This is a genomic window from Streptomyces sp. NPDC050315 (assembly GCF_040655775.1).
In the GTDB taxonomy this organism is placed as follows: domain Bacteria; phylum Actinomycetota; class Actinomycetes; order Streptomycetales; family Streptomycetaceae; genus Streptomyces.
Genome location: NZ_JBFAKN010000016.1, coordinates 1 through 18,048 on the forward strand (window position 1 = coordinate 1; position 18,048 = coordinate 18,048).

Genomic DNA, 18,048 nt, shown 5'->3' on the forward strand with positions numbered 1-18,048 from the left:
TAAGCACGCCGCCAGCGTTCGTCCTGAGCCAGGATCAAACTCTCCGTGAATGCTTCCCCGTAATCGGGGTGAACACCACGAGAGCGGAACGACCGAACGGAATAAGTCCAGTCATTCACAGCGTCCTCGCTGTGCGCCTTCCAAGCGGAAGGACTTTTCAAAGGAACCTCGTCCCAGCTGACGCTGGAGACGGGGTATCAACATATCTGGCGTTGACTTTTGGCACGCTGTTGAGTTCTCAAGGAACGGACGCTTCCTTTGGTCCCGTTTCACCGGGCCCTCCGGGCGCTTCCCTTCGGTGTTTCACACTCTATCAGGTCTTTCTGGCCTTCCGAACCGCGCTCTTTTCCGTAGCCATTGCACGCATTACAAAACAATGCAGGCATACAGAAACGACCGAGATTCTCGGATCAGAACTTCTGATGGGGTGCTGTCCCGGTCCTGGGCCGCAGCGACTGCGGCCTCGTTTCCGGGGCAGGTGTTAGACAGTACAGGCGGGGTTGGGGCGAGGCAAATCGGGGGAAGGGCGGGCGTCCAGCGGTACCCCTTCACACGCGTGCTCGCGCCTCGCGTCTGTCATGCGGAGTGTCCACTTCTTATGACTTACGCTCTGACCGGTGCGCCGTCCGGGACAGGTAGTGACGGCGACCTGATAGATCTCCACCCCTGGGAGGCTTCCCATGACCACCGTGACGTCCCCGCTCGCCGGACGCGCCATCGGGCTCAGTGCAGTTCCTGACCCCGTCTTCTCCGGCGCGATGGTGGGGCCCGGTACCGCGATCGACCCTGAGCGGGAGCCTTCCGTGGCGCTCGCGCCCGTGGAAGGCGTCGTCGTTTCTCTGCACCCGCACGCGTTCGTCGTCGTCGACAGCAACGGGCACGGAGTACTGACGCACCTCGGCATCGACACCGTTCAGCTCAACGGCGAGGGCTTCGAGCTGCTCGTCAACAAGGGGGACACCGTGACGCGCGGCCAGGGCGTCGTCCGGTGGAACCCCGCCGCCGTCGAGGAGGCCGGCAAGTCGCCGGTCTGCCCCGTCGTCGCCCTGGAGGCCACCGCCGACGCGCTCGGCGACGTGCGCGAGGACGGCGATCTGAAAGCCGGAGACCAGCTTTTCAGCTGGCAGTGATGCGCGGCGCCGTTCCGTAGGGCACGCGCGCGTGGCGCGCGCGGACGGCAGCGTGTACCGAGCGGTCCCACCGGACCGCACGTACGACAGTTCAACGCGACGGCAGTGACCGTCGCATCACACGGAGACGGGTGCAATGGAGACAACGCTGCGAGGCGTCGGCGTGAGCCACGGTGTCGCCATAGGCGAGGTGCGACACATGGGGACGGCGGTGCTGGAACCGCCGGCCAAGCAGATCCCCGCCGAGGAAGCGGAGCGCGAGCAGGGGCGCGCCCGCCAGGCCGTGGAAGCCGTGGCCGCCGACCTGATCGCCCGCGGCAACCTCGCGGGTGGTGAGGCGCAGGCGGTGCTGGAGGCCCAGGCCCTGATGGCCCAGGACCCCGAGCTGATGGCCGACGTCGACCGCCGGATCGCGGTGGGCAGCACGGCCGAGCGTGGTGTGTACGACGCGTTCGCGGCGTACCGGGCGCTGCTGGCCGGTGCCGGGGAGTATCTGGCGGGCCGGGTCGCGGACCTGGACGACGTGCGGAACCGGATCGTGGCGCGGCTGCTGGGCGTGCCGATGCCGGGTGTGCCGGACAGCGACGAGCCGTACGTGCTGATCGCGCGGGACCTCGCGCCGGCCGACACGGCGCTGCTGGACCCATCGCTGGTGCTCGGCTTCGTGACCGAGGAGGGCGGGCCGACCAGCCACAGCGCGATTCTGGCGCGGGCGCTGGGCGTGCCGGCCGTGGTCGCGCTGCCGGGTGCGCACGAGCTGGTCGAGGGCACGGTGGTGGCCGTGGACGGCTCCACCGGGGAGATCTTCGTGAACCCGAGCGACGAGAAGCGCGCCGAGATGGAGCGGGCGGCCGCGGAGCGGAAGGCCGCGCTGGCCGCCGCGACCGGGCCGGGCGCGACGTCCGACGGTCACAAGGTGCCGCTGCTGGCGAACGTCGGCGGTCCGGCGGACGTCCCGGCGGCGGTCGAGGCCGGTGCCGAGGGCGTCGGGCTGTTCCGTACCGAGTTCCTGTTCCTCGACGACAGCAAGAACGCGCCGTCGGAGGAGAAGCAGGTCGAGGCGTACCGCCAGGTGCTGGAGGCGTTCCCGGAGGGCCGGGTGGTCGTGCGCGTGCTGGACGCGGGCGCGGACAAGCCGCTGGACTTCCTGACGCCTTCGGACGAGCCGAACCCGGCGCTGGGCGTGCGGGGTCTGCGTACCCTGCTCGACCACCCCGACGTGCTGCGCACCCAGCTCACCGCGCTGGCCAAGGCGGCGGAGGGGTTGCCGGTCTACCTCGAGGTCATGGCGCCGATGGTGGCGGACCGTACGGACGCCAAGGCGTTCGCCGACGCGTGCCGTGAGGCGGGGCTGCAGGCGAAGTTCGGCGCGATGGTGGAGATTCCGTCCGCCGCGCTGCGGGCGCGTTCGGTCCTGCAGGAGGTGGAGTTCCTGTCGCTGGGCACCAATGACCTGGCGCAGTACACCTTCGCGGCCGATCGTCAGGTCGGTGCGGTGTCGCGGCTGCAGGACCCGTGGCAGCCCGCGCTGCTCGACCTGGTGGCGATTTCGGCCGAGGCCGCCAAGGCCGAGGGCAAGAGCTGTGGTGTGTGCGGCGAGGCGGCTTCCGACCCGCTGCTCGCGTGTGTGTTGACGGGACTGGGCGTCACCAGCCTTTCCATGGGTGCGGCGTCGCTTCCTTACGTGCGCGCGACGCTGGCGAAGCACACGCTGGCGCAGTGCGAGCGTGCCGCGTCGGCGGCGCGTGCGGCGGACACCGCCGAGGAGGCCCGTCTGGCGGCGCAGGCGGTGCTCTCCGGGGAGTGATCGCAGGGTCGGCGCTCGCTCGGTGAGCGTCCGATGTGGTCGTGATGGCCGTCCCGCCCTTGTGGCGGGGCGGCCATCGGCGTTTCGGGCGGGCTGCCCGCCGGCCTGTTATGTGTCCCCGCAGTGCTGGTGGGGGTAGGCGGGCGGCGGCACGGCGATGCCGGGGAGGTAGTCGACGCCCGGCTCGGGTGAGACGGGGTCGCCGGTCCTGGCGTCGGTGCAGTACGCGGAGAAGACCTCGGCGGCGGTGAGGGCGCGCAGCCAGGTGCCGTGCAGGGACCAGCCGCGTACCTCGTCGCCGTGCTCGTCGTCGAGGGTGCGGGAGACGATGCCGCCCGGGCGGCGCAGGGCGATGCCGGCGGCGAGCACCGTGCAGAAGATCAGTGCTTCCGCTTCAGACAGATGGAGGCGGCCGTCGGGGCGCGCCGTGGCGTGCAGCGTCGCGAGCAGTGGGCTGCCGTCGCCGGCGGGGACGCTGCAGACGAGGTGGTGTCTGCCGGGTCCCAGGGCGTCGAGGAGCCGGAGCATGGCCTGGGAGGCGTTTTCGAAGGCGTCGTGGGCGGTGTCGCCGTCGCAGGTGGGGCAGCGGCCTGCGGTGGCGAGGAGGGCTCCGGCGCGGTCCCAGGTGTCCTGGCGGTCGGCCTCGTCGAGGAGTGCGGGCAGGATGTCGGTGAGCCGTCGTCCGGTGTACGGGACGGTGGCGCCGGCCGCGGCGATCTCGGTGGTGTAGCGGGCGCGGCTTTCGGGGCGGTCGGGGTGCAGTCCCTTGTCGGTGCAGTAGGCGGCGTATTCGCCGGGGTCGAAGAGGGTGAGGGTGGTGTGCCGGCCCTGCGCTGCGAGGGTGCGGAGCAGGCCGTCGAGCCGGCGGAGGTAGCCGGGGTGGTCCTGGCCGGTGAAGGGGAAGGTGCGGTAGCGGCTCATGGCCGCAAGGTCGTCCGGCGTCGGCAGGACGGCGAGGGTGCCGGGGATTTCGCGGCTCTGCCGGCGCCGGGCGGCAGCGGTCCGGCGGCGGGCGTGGCCTGCGGGTCCGCGGGCCCGGCGGGTGGTGCGGCGGCGTCCGGCGGCGGGCTCGGTGCCGGGTCGGGTGCGGCGTGCGGTGCTGGTCATGATTTTCCCCCTTGGTGCTGCTGGTGAGCGGGCGCGGGCCGGCCGGTCGGCGGGCCCGGGCTCGTGTGTCGTCATCGCTGGCGACTCATTGCTCACTGAGCGTAAGCGAGGGGTCTGACAATGGCGCTCGTGAGCCGCCGGAACCGCCCATGACCAGGCGTTTCCGGCGGCTCACTTGATCACTTCGCGTGCGATCACCGTGCGCGGTCGGCGGCGATCCGCTCGTAGAACCGGAGGAGTTCGAGGTTGTCGACGGAGCCGGGGTTGACGGCCTTTTCCAGCGGGGTGCCCTGGAGGAGGCGCTTGACCGGGACTTCGATGCGCTTGCCGGTGAGGGTGTGCGGTACGCCGGGGGCCTCGATGATGTCGTCGGGGACGTGGCGCGGCGAGAGCTGGGTGCGGATGGTCTGCTTGATGCGGCCGCGCAGGTCGTCGTCGAGGGTGGCGCCTTCGGCGAGGTGGACGAAGAGGGGCATCCAGTAGCCGCCGTCGGGGAGTTCGAGGCCGATGACGAGGGATTCGCGGATTTCGGGGAGGCGTTCGACGGCTTCGTAGATGTCGGCGGAGCCCATGCGGACGCCCTGGCGGTTGAGGGTGGAGTCGGAGCGGCCGTGGATGACGACGGTGCCGCGTGCGGTGCGGGTGATCCAGTCGCCGTGCCGCCAGACGCCGGGGTACATCTCGAAGTAGCTGTCCCGGTAGCGGCTGCCGTCGGGGTCGTTCCAGAAGCGGATCGGCATGGAGGGCAGCGGGTTGGTGACGACGAGCTCGCCGACCTCGTCGGTGAGGGGCTTGCCCTGGGGGTCCCAGGCCTGGACGTCGGTGGCGAGGCAGGGGGCCTGGAGTTCGCCGATGTAGACCGGGAGGGTGGGTACGGCGCCGGCGAAGCAGCTGCAGACGTCGGTGCCGCCGCTGACGGAGGCGATCCAGAGGTCTTCGGCGACTTCGTCGTGCAGCCAGCGGAAGCCGTCGGGGGGCAGTGGGGAGCCGGTGGTGGCCACGCACTTGACGCGGGAGAGGTCGTAGTCGCGTCCGGGGTGGACGCCGGCCTTGGCGCAGGCCATGACGTATGCGGCGGAGGTGCCGAAGAGGGTGGCGCCGGTGCGTTCGGCGATGGCCCATTGGGCGCCGGTGTCGGGGAAGCCGGGGCTGCCGTCGTACAGGACGATCGTGGCGCCCACGAGGAGGCCGGCGGCGAGGAAGTTCCACATCATCCAGCCGGTGGAGGTGTACCAGAAGAAGCGGTCCTCGGGGCCGAGGTCGCAGTGGAGGCCGGCCTGCTTGAGGTGTTCGAGGAGGATGCCGCCCTGGGACTGGACGATGGCCTTGGGGAGGCCGGTGGTTCCGGAGGAGTACAGCACCCACAGGGGGTGGTCGAACGGCACCTGTTCGAAGACCGGCTCTTCGTCCCGGGAGACGACGTCGTCCCAGTGGAGTGCGCCTTCGGGGGCCTCGGTGCCGAGGAGCGGGATGTGCACGACGGCGGTGAGGCTGGGGAGTTCGGCGCGCAGCTCGGCCACGGTGGCGCGGCGGTCGTGTTCCTTGCCGCCGTAGCGGTAGCCGTCGACGGTAAACAGGACGACCGGTTCGACCTGCTGGAAGCGGTCCAGGACGCTGCGGGCGCCGAAGTCGGGGGCGCAGGAGGTCCAGACGGCGCCGACGGCGGCGGAGGCGAGGAGGGCGACGACGGCCTGCGGGATGTTGGGTACGTAGCCGCTGACGCGGTCGCCGGGGCGGACGCCGAGGCGGCGGAGTTCGGCGGCCAGGGAGCCGACCTGGGCGCGGAGTTCGGCCCAGGAGACGGGGGTGGGTTCGTGGCTCTCGTCGACGTGCAGGAGGGCGGGGTCGGCGGCCCTGGCGGGGTCCTCGCCGGCGCGCAGGGCGTGCTCGGCGTAGTTGAGGGTGGCGCCGGGGAACCAGCGGGCGCCGGGCATCGTGGCGTCGGCGAGCACGGTGTCGTACGGGGTGCTGAAGCGGACGTCGAACCATTCGGCGGTGGCGCGCCAGAAGGTGCTCAGCTCTTCGACGGACCAGCGGTGCAGTGCGGCGTAGCTCGCGGCGGGGTCCCCCGGGGTGGCGGCGGGGGCGCCGTGGTGGGTGGCGGCCCACTCCTGGAAGCGGGTGACCTGTGCCCCGGCGATACGGTCCGCGCCGGGCTGCCACAGGGGCTCCGGGTGGGGTGCGGGCTGCGGTGCGGTGGTCATCATGCGGCTCCCGGGCTGTACACGGTTGGTGTGCCGGTCCGTGCGCTGCGGTGGGCGGTGCCGCCGGCCGTCCCGGGCCGGCGGTGCCCGACGCGTCCGTAGGGGGTGCGCAGGACACGACTGGTCAGGACGATGCCACGTGATCGTCTGCTGCACCAGGGTGGGCACCCCACATTCGGGGGGAGGGGTATGTGGCGGGACCACGGTGTGAAGGGCGTGTCCGGAGGCGGGCCGCTGCTCCCGGAGTGCGGCCTCTCTTTTGGGGACACAGCAGGTCAACGCAGGTGAACGGAAGCTGAACGATGCCTTCATCGGCGTGTGTCGATGGCAGGCTGACGGTATGGACGGGCGGGATCTGGTGCGGTCGGCACGGATGGTCAGGGCGGTGGGCGCCGCACAGGGGTGGTTGTCGGTTCGGTCGGCGCTGCGCCGGAGGAGGGCGGACGCGGCCGGGCTGCCTCCCAGGGGTGCGGAGCGGGCGCGTGTACCGGGTGCGGCGGTGGGGGCGGAGCCGCAGCCCGGTGGCGGCGTGGTGCAGTTCGGGCGGTCCTCGCTGCGCATTCGGGTGACGGCGGGCGGCGCGGTGTTCTGCGGCTGGGACGGGGCGGTGCCGGAGCCGTCGTACGCGCTGGTGGGGACGGGCCCTGAGGCGGACGGCCGGGCGGAGCTGGAGCCGGACACCGAGGGCGGCTGGCGTGTGGTGTCGGAGCGGGTGACGGTCGCGGTGTCGCGGTACGGCGCGGTGGAGATCCGTACGCCGGGCGGGGTGGTGCTGCGTCGGGAGCTGCCGCCACGGTGGTGGGACCGGGTACCGGAGGGCGCGTCGGGGCGCGATGCCGCGCCCGGGGGCGGCCCGGACGAGGCAGCCGCGTCCGAGGAAGGCGCGCGGATCGGGGCGTACGGGGAGTCGCGGTGGGTGCAGCGCTCCGAGGTGGCGGCGGACGCGCGGTTCTTCGGACTGGGCGGCCGCGCCGGCGGGCCGCGGCTCCGGGACGGCACGTACCGGCTGTGGAACACCGACCCCGGGGGCGCGTTCGGGCCGGGCGACGATCCGCTGTCGCTGACCATGCCGGTGCAGCTGGTCGTCGCGGACGCGGGGACGCACCTGGTCTTCCACGACAACTCCTGGGACGGGCGGGTCACGCTGCACGAGGGCGAGGAGGGCCGGGGTTCGGGGCACGACCGGGCCGGTTCCTGCGAGCTCCGGATGGACGGTGGTCCGCTGCGCTACTGGGTGCTGACGGGGACGCCGGCCCGGGTACTGCACGGGTGGGCGTCTCTTACGGGTGCGCCCGCGCTGCCACCCCGCTGGGCGCTCGGGCACCAGCACGCCCGGTTCGGTTTCGGTACTGCCGCGGAGGTGCGGCGGGTGGCCGCCGGTTACCGTGCGCGCGGTGTGCCGCTGACGGCGCTCCACCTGGACATCGACCACTTTGACGACCACCGGGTGTTCACGGTGGACCGCACCCGCTTCCCCGACCTGCCGGGGCTCGCCTCGGAGCTGCGCCAGGAAGGCGTGCGGCTGGTGTCGATCATTGATCCCGGGGTGAAGGCGGAGCCGGGGAACGCGGTGTACGAGAGCGGGGCGGCGGCCGACGCGTTCGTACGGGAGGCGCGCGGGCGCGAGGTGCGGGGCGCGGTGTGGCCCGGTGAGGCGGTCTTCCCCGACTTCACGGACGCCCGGGTGCGCAAGTGGTGGGGCGGCCTGTACGCAGAGCGGCTGGCACAGGGGTTCGCGGGCGTGTGGCACGACATGAACGAGCCGTCCTCCTTCGCGGCGTTCGGCGAGCCGACGCTCCCCCGGTCCGCGCGGCACGCTCTGGAGGGCCGGGGCGGGGACCACCGGGAGGCGCACAACGTCTACGGGCTGGCGATGGCGCGCGCCGGCTATGAGGGGCTGTGCGAACTGCGCCCCGAAGAGCGGCCGTTCCTCTTCTCGCGCTCCGGGTGGGCCGGACTGCAGCGCTACGGGGGCACGTGGTCCGGTGACGTGGCGTCCGGATGGCCGGGGCTGCGGGCCTCGTTGTCGCTGGTGCTGGGCCTGGGGCTGTGCGGCATTCCGTACAGCGGCCCGGACATCGGGGGCTATTCGGGAGTGCCGTCGGCCGAGCTGTACCTGCGGTGGTTCCAACTGGGCGCGTACCTGCCGTTGTTCCGTACGCACTGTGCGCACGACGCGGGGCGCCGGGAGCCGTGGGAGTTCGGGGACGAGGTACTGGAGCACGCGCGTGCGGCGGCTCTCGAACGCGAGCGGCTGCTCCCCTACGTGTACGCGCTGGGCCACCTTGCCGGGCTCACCGGTGCTCCGTATGTGCGCCCGCTGTGGTGGGGCGCGCCGCGCGACCGGGCGCTGCGCGACTGCGAGGACGCGTTCCTGCTGGGTGACGCGCTGCTGGTGGCACCGGTGCTGGAGGCAGGGACGCGGCGGCGGGCCGTTCGGCTGCCGCGCGGGCGGTGGTACGACACGGTGACCGGCGAGGCGTACGACGGGCCGGGGCAGGTGGTGGTCGAGGCGCCGCTCTCGCGGATTCCGGTACTGGCGCGGGCCGGTGCCGTGCTGCCGGTGGCGGGCGCGGACGGCGGTATCGAGCTGGAGGTCTGGGCGCCGGCTCCGGGGCGCAAGGGCGGCGGAATTGTCGTGCCGGATTCCGGGGACGGTTGGGAACGCCCGTGCGTTGAACGGGTGGAGTCGCGGTGGGAGGCGGGACGTGTGGTGGTGAGCCGGGCGGACGGGGAGCCCGTTGAGTACGGGGTGCGGATACGTGGAGGCGGGTCCGGGTCGGGGGCCTGAGGGGCCGGGCCCGGTCCGGACGGGGAACGCGGCAAGGAGACGGGCGAAGCGGAGGACGTGGTGGGGAGCGAGGCTGTGGAGGGTTCCGGGGCGCCGGTCGGCGGGTTCCGGAGCGCGGCGGAGCTGGCGGATCTGATGACGCCGATGGCGGTGCGGACGGCGGCGACGCTGCGGCTCGCGGACCGTATCGCCGACGGCATACGGACCGCGCCCGCGCTCGCCGCCGCCACGGGCAGCGCCCCCGGGGCGCTGGAACAGCTGCTGAACCATCTGGTCACGGTGGGGCTGTTGCGGCCGGCCGGTGAGGCGGGGGCCGGGTACGCGCTCACCGCGGCCGGTGAGGAGCTGCGGGACGGGCATCCCGGTGGGCTGCGCCGGATGCTGGACACCGGGACCGCGATCGGGCGGGCCGACCTCGCTGCCGTCGAGCTGCCGCACTCCGTACGGACGGGTGCGGCGGCCTTCCCGGAGCGGTACGGGCGGGACTTCTGGGCCGACCTGCGGACGGACCCGGCGCGGACCGCCGACTACGACGCGCAGATGGCGGCCGACGTGACGGCGTGGGCCGAGGCCGTGCTGCCGGTGTACGACTGGGCCGGGCTCGGCCGGCTGGTGGACGTCGGCGGCGGCAACGGCACGATGCTCGCCACACTGCTGAGGGCCCATCCGGCGTTGCGGGGCACGGTGTTCGACCAGCCGGAGACGGCGCGGTCCGCGCGGGCCACCCTCGCGGCGGCCGGGATCGGGGACCGTGGTGACGCGGTGGGCGGCGACTTCTTCGGGGAGCTGCCGTCCGGTGCGGGCGGCTATCTGCTGTGCGCCGTGCTGCACGACTGGGACGACGAGGCGGCGGTGGCGATCCTGCGGGGCTGTGCGCGGGCGGCGGGCAGTACGGGCAAGGTGCTGGTGGTGGAGAAGTTCGGCGTGGACGGCGAGGCGGTCAGCACGGGGATGGACCTGCGGGTGCTGGTGTACTTCGGCGGCCGCGAGCGGGGCGTCACGGACCTGACGGCGCTGGCCGCGCGGGCGGGGCTGGAGGTGAGCGGGGTCCATCCGGCGGGGCGGCTGGCGGTGGTGGAACTGACCGCACGCTGACGCGGTGATCGGGCGGGACGCGACGCCGTCGGCCGCGCGTGGTGGTCTTCCGCGGCCGGGCCGGGCCTGGTAGACGATGGGCATGCCAAGACTTGCTGCCGCGCTGCGCGGCCTCGCCGTCACCGCCGCCACCCTGGTCTCCGTCGCCGCCCTGCCCTCGGGGGCCGAGGCCCAGCAGCCGCATGGAACGCCGTCCTCCGCACCGGCCGCGCCGGCCAAGGGCGCCAAGGACCCGAAGGCGCCCAAGGAGTTCGTGGCACTGCGGGATGTGGATCCGACGATCCGGCAGGAGATGCGGTACTACACGCCGCACAACTTCATGGGCGTACCGGTCACCGGTTACCAGAAGCCGATGTGTCTTCTGACGCGGGACGCGGCGGAGGCACTGCACCGTGCGCAGGTGTCCTTCCTCAAGGAGGGCTACACGCTGAAGGTGTACGACTGTTATCGGCCGCAGCGGGCGGTGAACCACTTCGTGGAGTGGGCCAAGGACCTGGACGACCAGCGCATGAAGGGCGAGTTCTATCCACAGGTCGACAAGTCGACGCTCTTCGAGGACGGGTACATCGCGGAGAAGTCCGGGCACAGCCGGGGCAGCACGGTGGACCTGACTCTGGCGAAGCTGCCCGCGCTGCCGACCCGTCCGTACGTGCCCGGTGAGCCGCTGCGTCCCTGCTACGGCCCGCAGGACGAGCGGTTCCCCGACAACTCGCTCGACATGGGTACCGGCTTCGACTGCTTCGACACCCTGGCGCACACCCTCGACCCGCGCATCAAGGGAGAGCAGCGGAAGAACCGGCTGCTTCTGAAGGAGGGGCTGGAGAAGACCGGTTTTGTGAACTACGAGAACGAGTGGTGGCACTTCACCTTCCAGCCGGAGACGTTCCCCGACACCTACTTCGACTTCCCCGTCGCACGGAAGTCGCTCGCCGGACGCCACTGACAGCCGTCGCGCACCGGGCTACGGTGCGCCCATGACGACACGGGAATTCGCCACCTACGAGGACTTCTGGCCGTACTACGTCGCGATGCACTCCAGTGCCGCGACCCGGTGGGTGCACCTGACGGGCACGCTCACCGGGCTCGCGGTCTCGGCGTACGGGCTGATACGGCGGCGCCGGAAGCTGCTGCTCGGGCTGCCGCTCATCGGTTACGGGACGGCCTGGCCCGCGCACTTCCTCATCGAGGGAAACAACCCTGCCACCTTCGGGCACCCGGCCTGGTCGCTGCGCGGTGACGCGCAGATGATCCGCATGATGCTGGCGGGCCGGGACGCCGAGCTGGACGAGATCGCCCGCAAGTGGCTCGCGGAGAACGCCCAGTAGGCCCCTGCCGCCGCCCTGCCTGGTTCAGAGCCGCCCGCCGGCCGAGTCCGACGACAGCCGCTGGGCGACGTACACCGGGATCACCGACAGGGCGATGAGCAGGGCGGCGACGACGTTGATGACGGGGGCCTGGTTCGGGCGGGCCAGGTTCTCGTAGATCCAGATGGGCAGCGTCTTCGTGCCCGGTCCCGCGGTGAACGTGGTGACCACGATCTCGTCGAAGGAGAGTGCGAAGGCCAGCAGCGCGCCCGCGAACAGGGCCGAGCGCAGCGCGGGCAGCGTGACGTGGCGGAAGGTCTGGGCAGGGCGGGCGCCCAGGTCGGCGGATGCCTCGGCGAGCGAGGGCGCGATACGGCGCAGCCGGGCGGCGACGTTGTTGAAGACGATGACGACGCAGAAGGTCGTGTGGCCGACGATCACGGTGAACAGGCCGAAGCCGATGCCGAACGGGTCCAGAACGGTGCGGAAGGCCGCGTTGAGTGCGATGCCGGTGACGATGCCCGGCAGCGCGATGGGCAGCACGACCAGGAACGACACCATCTGCCGGCCGAAGAAGCGGTGGCGGTGAACGGCGAAGGCGGCCAGTACTCCGAGGACGAGCGCGAGGGCAGTGGCGGCGAGGCCGGCCTGCAGGGAGGTCCACAGGGCGTCCCGTACGCCCTGGCTGTGTGCGGCGCGGATCCACCATTCGCCGGTCAGCCCGCTGGGCGGCCAGCCGAAGGAGCGGTCGGCGTTGAAGGAGTTGAGGACGACCAGGAGCAGGGGCACGTGGACGACCGCCAGCCCGGCGGCCATGAGCACGCCGAGCACGACGCGGGCGGTGCGGGTCAGATGCACCTCAAATTCCTCCTCGGAGGCGGGAACCGGGGCGTCCGGCGGTCCGTTGTCACTGTGAGTACAGGGTCACCACGCTGAGTGTGGGGCTGCGGCACTGAGTACAGGGGGTCACAGTGAATCCAGCGCACCCGCGCGCCGTACGGCCGCCAAGTAGCAGACGATCAGCACGACCGGTACGGCCGAGAGCGCGGCGGCCAGCGGGAGATCGAGCGTCACCTGTGACGCGATGACATTGCCGAGCAACTGCGTGCGGCCGCCGACGATTTGCACGGTGAGGTAGTCGCCGAGGCTGAGCGAGAAGGCGAAGACGGAGCCGGCGAGCAGGGCGGGGCGCACGGCAGGCAGGACGACGAGGCGCAGGGTGCGCCAGGCGCCTGCACCGAGGTCGGCGGATGCCTCCAGGTGCGGGGTGGGCAGCCGCTCCAGGGCGGCGAAAACGGGGAGGATCATGTACGGGAGCCAGAGGTAGGCGAGGACGAGCACGGCGGCCGGCAGGCCGTAGCCGGGGCCGGTCAGGCCGAGCGGGGCAAGTACCGCGTTGACCAGGCCGTGTTCGCCGAGCATGACGCGCCAGGCGTACGCCTTGACGAGGTAGCCGGCCCACAGGGGCATGAGCACGGCCACCAGCAGGGCGCGCCGCCACCGCCCCGACGCCACCCGCGCCATGAAGAAGGCCATGGGCAGGGCGAGGAGGGCGTCGATGAGGGTGACGGCGACGGCGACGCCGAGGGTGCGCACGGTGATGGTGCGGTAGACGGGATCGGTGAGGAGAGTGCGGAAGTTGTCGATGTTCCAGATATGAACGACGTCGGAGGTGAAGCTGTCGGTGGTCCAGAAGGCGGACAGGAGCAGGACGGCGAGCGAGCCGAGGTAGGCGAGGCCCAGCCACAGCAGGGGTGGCGTGAGCAGCGCCGCCAGCCTCAGCCGCGCGCCCGTGCGGGAGGTTCCCGCAGGCACTGAAGTCCCCGAAGGCATCGCGGCGGAAGTCTCCGAAGCCGACGTATCCGAAGTCGAAGGCACCGAGGTCACCGGGTCGCTCTCAGCCCTTGATCTCCGTCCAGGCGCGTGTCCACTGGGCGTAGTCGGTGCACTGCACGTTTGTCCTGCCGTCCAGGCACTGCTTCACAGGGGTGGTCCAGAAATGCACGCGCTTGTAGTAGCGCTCGTCATCGGCGTGGTAGGTGGCGCAGTGCTTGGGGTCGGCCGTCTCCTTGCACGCCTCGGCGTTCGCCGGGGCCTCGCCGAAGTACTCGGCGACCTGGGCGTTCACCTTCGGCGAGACGATCCAGTCGAGCCACTTGTAGGCGCAGTTGGGGTGCTTGGCCTTGGCGGCGACCATCCAGGTGTCCGACCAGCCGGTGGCGCCCTCCTTGGGCAGGACGGCCTTGACCGGGGCCTTCTCGGCCTTGGTGAGGTTGGCGATGACCTGCCAGGTGGTGCCGATGACGCTGTCGCCGCCCTTGAAGGCGGTGACTTCCTTCTGGTAGTCGCTCCAGTACTCACCGATGTTGCGGTGCTGCTTCTTCAGGAGCGCGACGGCGGCGTCCAGCTGCTTCTGGTCCAGCGCGTAGGGGTCCTTGATGCCCAGCTGCGGCTCGGTCTTCATCAGGTACAGCGCGGCGTCGGCGATGTAGATGGGCGAGTCGTAGGCGGTGACCTTGCCGGCGTGCTTCGGGGCGTCCTCGAAGACGGCCCGCCAGGAGTCGGGGGCCGGCTTGACCTTGTCGGTGCGGTACATGAGGAGGTTGGCGCCGCGGCCGTGCGGGACGCCGTACATCTGCCCGTCGACGGAGTTGAACGGCTGCTTCTTGAGGCCCGCGAAGATGTCCTTGTAGTTCGGGACGAGCTCGGTGTTGACGGGCGCCGCGTCGCCGGAGGCGATCAGGCGGAGGGTGGCGTCGCCGGAGGCGGAGACCGTGTCGTACTGACCGGTCTTCATCAGCGAGACCATCTCGTCGGAGGTCCCCGCGACCTTGGTGTTGACCTTGCAGCCGGTCTGCTTCTCGAAGGGGTGGACCCAGTCGGTCTTGGGGTCGTTGGAGCCGTCCTCGGCGTAGCCGGCCCAGGCGATGATGTTGACCTGGCCTTCGCCCTTGCCGAGCGTCTTCTTCATGGGGACGTCCGGCGCGCGGAAGCCGCCGCCCCGGTCGTCGCCGCCTCCGCCGCTCCCCCCGGAGCCGCACCCTACGGTCAGCAGCAGGACCGTGGCCGCCGCGGCGGCCTTCCACACGTTCGTGTTGCGCATCCGGTTCTCTCCCGTCGCACACGGCGTCAGACACAGGCTCCGAGCGTCGCCAGTATCCGGATCAAGGCGGTGCTCCACCAGTGCGCGTCGGGACACGATCGGGTCAAGTCCATACGCAGCGACCGGACTTCGGGCACGTGCGTCGGCTCGCCGCGGCGGCGCGGGCCCTCGGCCCGGTACGGGACATCAGCCCGGTACGGGATAGGCGTCGTCGGCGTCCCAGGCGAGGCGTACGGGGGTGTCGGCGCGGGCCGGCAGGGCGGGCCCGGAGGTGTTCAGGCGGAGTACGGTCAGCCGGTCGCCGCCCTCGTCGAGCCGGACGCGGAATCGGGTGTGCGGGCCGGCGTGCGCGATGTCGGTGATCCGGCCGGTCACCGACCGCTCCCCCGGGCTCCCCGGCCCGGCGCCGTACAGCTCGTCGAGTGGCGTGATCCGTATGCGCTCGGGGCGGATGCTGTACGTGCCCGGGCGGCCCGTCAGTCGCTGTGCTGCCGCGCCGCGCACCAGGTTCGTCACGCCCACGAATCCGGCGACAAAGGCGGTGGCCGGGCGGTCGTAGATCTCCAGGGGCGGGCCGGTCTGCGCGATGCGGCCGCCGTCGAGTACGGCGACCCGGTCGCTCATCGTCAGCGCCTCCTCCTGGTCGTGGGTGACCAGGAGGAAGGTGATGCCGGTGGTGCGCTGGATCTGTTTGAGCTCGGTCTGCATCTCCTGGCGGAGCTTGAGGTCCAGGGCGCCGAGCGGCTCGTCCAGGAGGAGCAGTCCGGGGCGGTCGACGAGGGCGCGGGCGAGCGCGACGCGCTGGCGCTGGCCGCCGGAGAGCTGTGCGGGGCGCCGGTCACCGTAGCCCTCGAGTCGTACGGTGGCGAGCGCCTCGCGGGCCCGGGACCGGCGTTCGTCCTTGCGGACGCCGGCCACGCGCAGCGCGTAGCCGACGTTCTGCTCGACCGTCATGTGCGGGAAGAGGGCGTAGTCCTGGAAGACGGTGTGCACGTCACGGCGGTGCGGGGGCAGGGCGGTGACGTCGCGGCCGGCCAGTTCGACGCGGCCGGAGGTGGGGCGTTCGAAGCCGGCGATGAGGCGCAGCAGGGTCGACTTGCCCGAGCCCGAGGGGCCGAGAAGGGAGAAGAACTCGCCTTCATGGATAGCGAGTTCGGCGTGGTCGACGGCGCGTACGGTGCCGAAGTCCTTGGTGAGGGCGGTCAGGCGGACCGCCGTCGGCCGGGCCTCGGGCCCACGTGCGGCCGCCGCGCCGCCGGTACGCGCTGCGAGCGGTGCGGGCCTCGGGCCCGGCACGTTGTCCTCTGCCATGCGGTCTCCTCCCCGGTGGGCGGCTTGATCGCGCCGGGTGACTGTACCGGGGCGGTGCGGCCGTCGTCACGGGTGCGGGGCGTCGTGGGCGCGGTCCGACGCGGGGCCATGTCGCCGCCTGCCGCCGGTACCGGCCCGTCGGGGGCCGCATTCTCGCGATGCCGTCGAAGGGTGCGTGAACAGCGCGTGAACCCTGCTGCGCGAGGGGCGGGAGGGAGGCATGCTGTCCGCGTGCCTGCCTGGACGGACCAGCTCCGATTCGCCTACCAGCCCGTCGTGAACCTCACGACCGGTTCCGTCGCCGCGCTGGAGATACTCGCCCGCCCCGAGCACGGGGACGTGCTCACCCAGGCCCGCCGCTCCCCCGGCATCGACGTCGAACTGGCCGCGCTCGCGGTGCGGCACGCCACGCAGCGCGAGACGCTGCTGCCGCTGCAGGTGAACCTCTTCGCCACCACCGCGGCGGAGGTGCCGGGGCTGACCGCGCTGCGCGCCGCGGTGCGTGCGGTGGGGCGGCGGCCGTGCGAGATCACCCTGGATCTGACCGGGCCGTACACGCATGTACCGGCTCCCGCGCTGCTGGAGGCGGTGGCGGGCCTGCGCGCCGACGGCTTCCGGATCTGCGTGGACGGGGTGGGCGACGGGGACATCCCGTTGCGGCTGTTGGGTGACCTGGCGCCGGATGTGATCAAGCTGGACGCCTCGCTCTGCACGGACCTGGACGCCCGGCCGGGGCGCGCGGCGGTGGTGCGGATGGTGCGACAGCTCTGCGACGAGCTGGGCGGGCTGTTGGCGGTGGAGGGGGTGGAGACCGAGCGGAGTTACGCGGCGGTGCTGGGGGCCGGCGCGCAGCTCGCCCAGGGGCATCTCTTCGCACCGCCCGCGCGCCGACCCACGGCCGAGGTCTTCGTGCCGGCCCGGGTGCCGTTGGCAGCTGGGCCGGGTGAGGCGTCGCCGTCCGCGCGTGTGCCGGGCGCGGCCCAGGCATCGCCCGCGCCGGGGTCGAGCCCGGCCCAGGACCTGGACCAGGCACCGGCCCCTTCCCCCGTCATGCCCAGCGGTGGCCAAGCCGGTCCGCCCGTTGCGCAGTTCCTGCAGCCGGCCGCGTTGTTGCCGGTGACCGCGTCGGCGGAGGAGGTGCGGCGGCGGCTCACGGGGCTGCCGGATGTCTCCGGGGTGCTGTTGGTGGACGCGGACGGCGTTCCCGTACGGGCGGTGGACCGGGACCGGTTCCTGCTGTCGCTGTCCGGGCGGTACGGGCACGCGCTGTACGCGGACCGGCCGGCGCTGCGGCTGGGCGACCGGCCGCGTACGGTCGGCGCGGGGGCGACCGCGTGGGAGGTGCTGGACGTCATCGCGGACGGCGACCGGGACCGTACGGGTGACGACGTGGCGGTGGTGGACGAGCAGGGGCGGTGCATCGGGGTGGTGCATCTGGCGGACATCCTGCGGGCGCTGGCGGAGAGCCGGGTGGAGGAGGCCGCGCGGCTCAATCCGCTGACCCGGCTGCCGGGTTCCGACGCGGTCAACGGGGAGGTGGACCGGCGGATCGCGCAGGGCCGGGCCTTCGCCGTGAGCTGGCTGGACGTGGACGGGTTCAAGCAGGTCAACGATGGCGCCGGGTTCGCGGCGGGGGACGAGCTGATCCGCGCGGTGGGCACGGCGCTGGCCCGGGCGGCGCACGACGACGCGGCCTGCCGGGTGGGGCACATCGGGGGCGACGACTTCCTGGTACTGACCGACCCGGAGGGTTTGGAGGCGATCGCCGCTGCCGTACTAGACGTGCCGTGGTCGGCGGGCGGGCGTCCCGTGACGCTGTCGCTGGCGACGGTGGTGTGCCCGGCCGGCGCGGTCGCCGGGCACGCGGAAGCGGCCGCGGCGCTCGCCCCGCTCAAGAAGGCGGCGAAGGGGCTGTCCGGCGCGAGCTGGGTGCTGCGCCGGTACGGCATGCCCCACCACGAGGTGCGCCGAGGCCAAATGCCCAGCCCGGCGCCCGACCCGGCGACCAGCCCGACGCCCGGCCGGACGCCCAGCTCAGTGCCCGACCAGGCCCACGGCCCGGCGCACAGCCCGGCCCCCAGGGCGTATGCCGGCGGCCTTGAGGCCCACGCCGACGAGCCCCAGGCGCCCGGAGCCCCGCGCCCTCGCGCCCCAGGTATATGCCGGTGACCTCCGCGGGCGAACAGGGAGGGGCAG

At 72.3% G+C, this 18,048-nt stretch carries 13 protein-coding genes; 7 read left to right on the plus strand and 6 right to left on the minus strand.

All coding sequences use genetic code 11. The features are described 5' to 3' along the window. Nucleotides 1-680: 680 nt before the first annotated feature. Together AB0I82_RS35520 and ptsP are read left to right on the plus strand one after the other, a co-directional pair. Nucleotides 681-1,130, plus strand: coding sequence for a PTS glucose transporter subunit IIA (locus tag AB0I82_RS35520; RefSeq protein WP_363261626.1), 450 nt, complete (start codon nt 681-683; stop codon nt 1,128-1,130). A gap of 136 nt (nt 1,131-1,266) precedes the next feature. Next, nucleotides 1,267-2,937 carry a phosphoenolpyruvate--protein phosphotransferase gene (ptsP, locus tag AB0I82_RS35525; protein WP_363261627.1) on the plus strand — a complete coding sequence of 557 codons (1,671 nt, stop codon included), beginning with the start codon at nt 1,267-1,269 and terminating at the stop codon, nt 2,935-2,937. Between the two features lie 108 nt (nt 2,938-3,045). Here ptsP and AB0I82_RS35530 read toward each other — a convergent pair whose 3' ends face one another. Both AB0I82_RS35530 and AB0I82_RS35535 read right to left on the minus strand, forming a co-directional pair. Continuing rightward, nucleotides 3,046-4,044, minus strand: coding sequence for a hypothetical protein (locus AB0I82_RS35530; protein WP_363261628.1), 999 nt, complete (start codon nt 4,042-4,044; stop codon nt 3,046-3,048). Nucleotides 4,045-4,238: 194 nt separating this feature from the next. Next, nucleotides 4,239-6,248, minus strand: coding sequence for an acetoacetate--CoA ligase (locus AB0I82_RS35535; RefSeq protein ID WP_363261665.1), 2,010 nt, complete (start codon nt 6,246-6,248; stop codon nt 4,239-4,241). Between the two features lie 340 nt (nt 6,249-6,588). On the opposite strand from AB0I82_RS35535, the gene AB0I82_RS35540 reads away from it, so the two are divergent. From AB0I82_RS35540 to AB0I82_RS35555, 4 genes are all read left to right on the plus strand, one after another. Next, nucleotides 6,589-9,039 (plus strand): glycoside hydrolase family 31 protein, encoded by a 2,451-nt coding sequence (locus AB0I82_RS35540; protein WP_363261629.1) that lies wholly within the window; start codon nt 6,589-6,591, stop codon nt 9,037-9,039. 60 nt (nt 9,040-9,099) lie between these two features. After that, nucleotides 9,100-10,134, plus strand: coding sequence for a methyltransferase (locus AB0I82_RS35545; RefSeq protein WP_363261630.1), 1,035 nt, complete (start codon nt 9,100-9,102; stop codon nt 10,132-10,134). Between the two features lie 82 nt (nt 10,135-10,216). Then, nucleotides 10,217-11,077 (plus strand): M15 family metallopeptidase, encoded by an 861-nt coding sequence (locus tag AB0I82_RS35550; protein ID WP_363261631.1) that lies wholly within the window; start codon nt 10,217-10,219, stop codon nt 11,075-11,077. A 31-nt stretch (nt 11,078-11,108) separates the two neighbouring features. After that, entirely contained in the window at nt 11,109-11,459 is a 351-nt protein-coding gene (locus AB0I82_RS35555; protein WP_363261632.1) for a DUF962 domain-containing protein, read from the plus strand. A 24-nt stretch (nt 11,460-11,483) separates the two neighbouring features. Here AB0I82_RS35555 and AB0I82_RS35560 read toward each other — a convergent pair whose 3' ends face one another. From AB0I82_RS35560 to AB0I82_RS35575, 4 genes are all read right to left on the minus strand, one after another. Then, complete coding sequence (locus tag AB0I82_RS35560) at nt 11,484-12,296, minus strand: ABC transporter permease (protein ID WP_363261633.1); 813 nt, start codon at nt 12,294-12,296, stop codon at nt 11,484-11,486. Between the two features lie 108 nt (nt 12,297-12,404). Continuing rightward, complete coding sequence (locus AB0I82_RS35565) at nt 12,405-13,253, minus strand: ABC transporter permease (RefSeq protein ID WP_363261634.1); 849 nt, start codon at nt 13,251-13,253, stop codon at nt 12,405-12,407. Between the two features lie 82 nt (nt 13,254-13,335). Beyond that, nucleotides 13,336-14,541 carry an ABC transporter substrate-binding protein gene (locus tag AB0I82_RS35570; RefSeq protein ID WP_363261635.1) on the minus strand — a complete coding sequence of 402 codons (1,206 nt, stop codon included), beginning with the start codon at nt 14,539-14,541 and terminating at the stop codon, nt 13,336-13,338. Between the two features lie 186 nt (nt 14,542-14,727). Continuing rightward, the gene (locus AB0I82_RS35575) at nt 14,728-15,852 is read right to left on the minus strand and encodes an ABC transporter ATP-binding protein (RefSeq protein ID WP_363261636.1); all 1,125 of its coding nucleotides are present in this window, start codon (nt 15,850-15,852) and stop codon (nt 14,728-14,730) included. Nucleotides 15,853-16,083: 231 nt separating this feature from the next. Here AB0I82_RS35575 and AB0I82_RS35580 point away from each other — a divergent pair, with 231 nt between their 5' ends. After that, nucleotides 16,084-18,021 carry an EAL domain-containing protein gene (locus tag AB0I82_RS35580; protein ID WP_363261637.1) on the plus strand — a complete coding sequence of 646 codons (1,938 nt, stop codon included), beginning with the start codon at nt 16,084-16,086 and terminating at the stop codon, nt 18,019-18,021. Nucleotides 18,022-18,048: the final 27 nt, after the last annotated feature.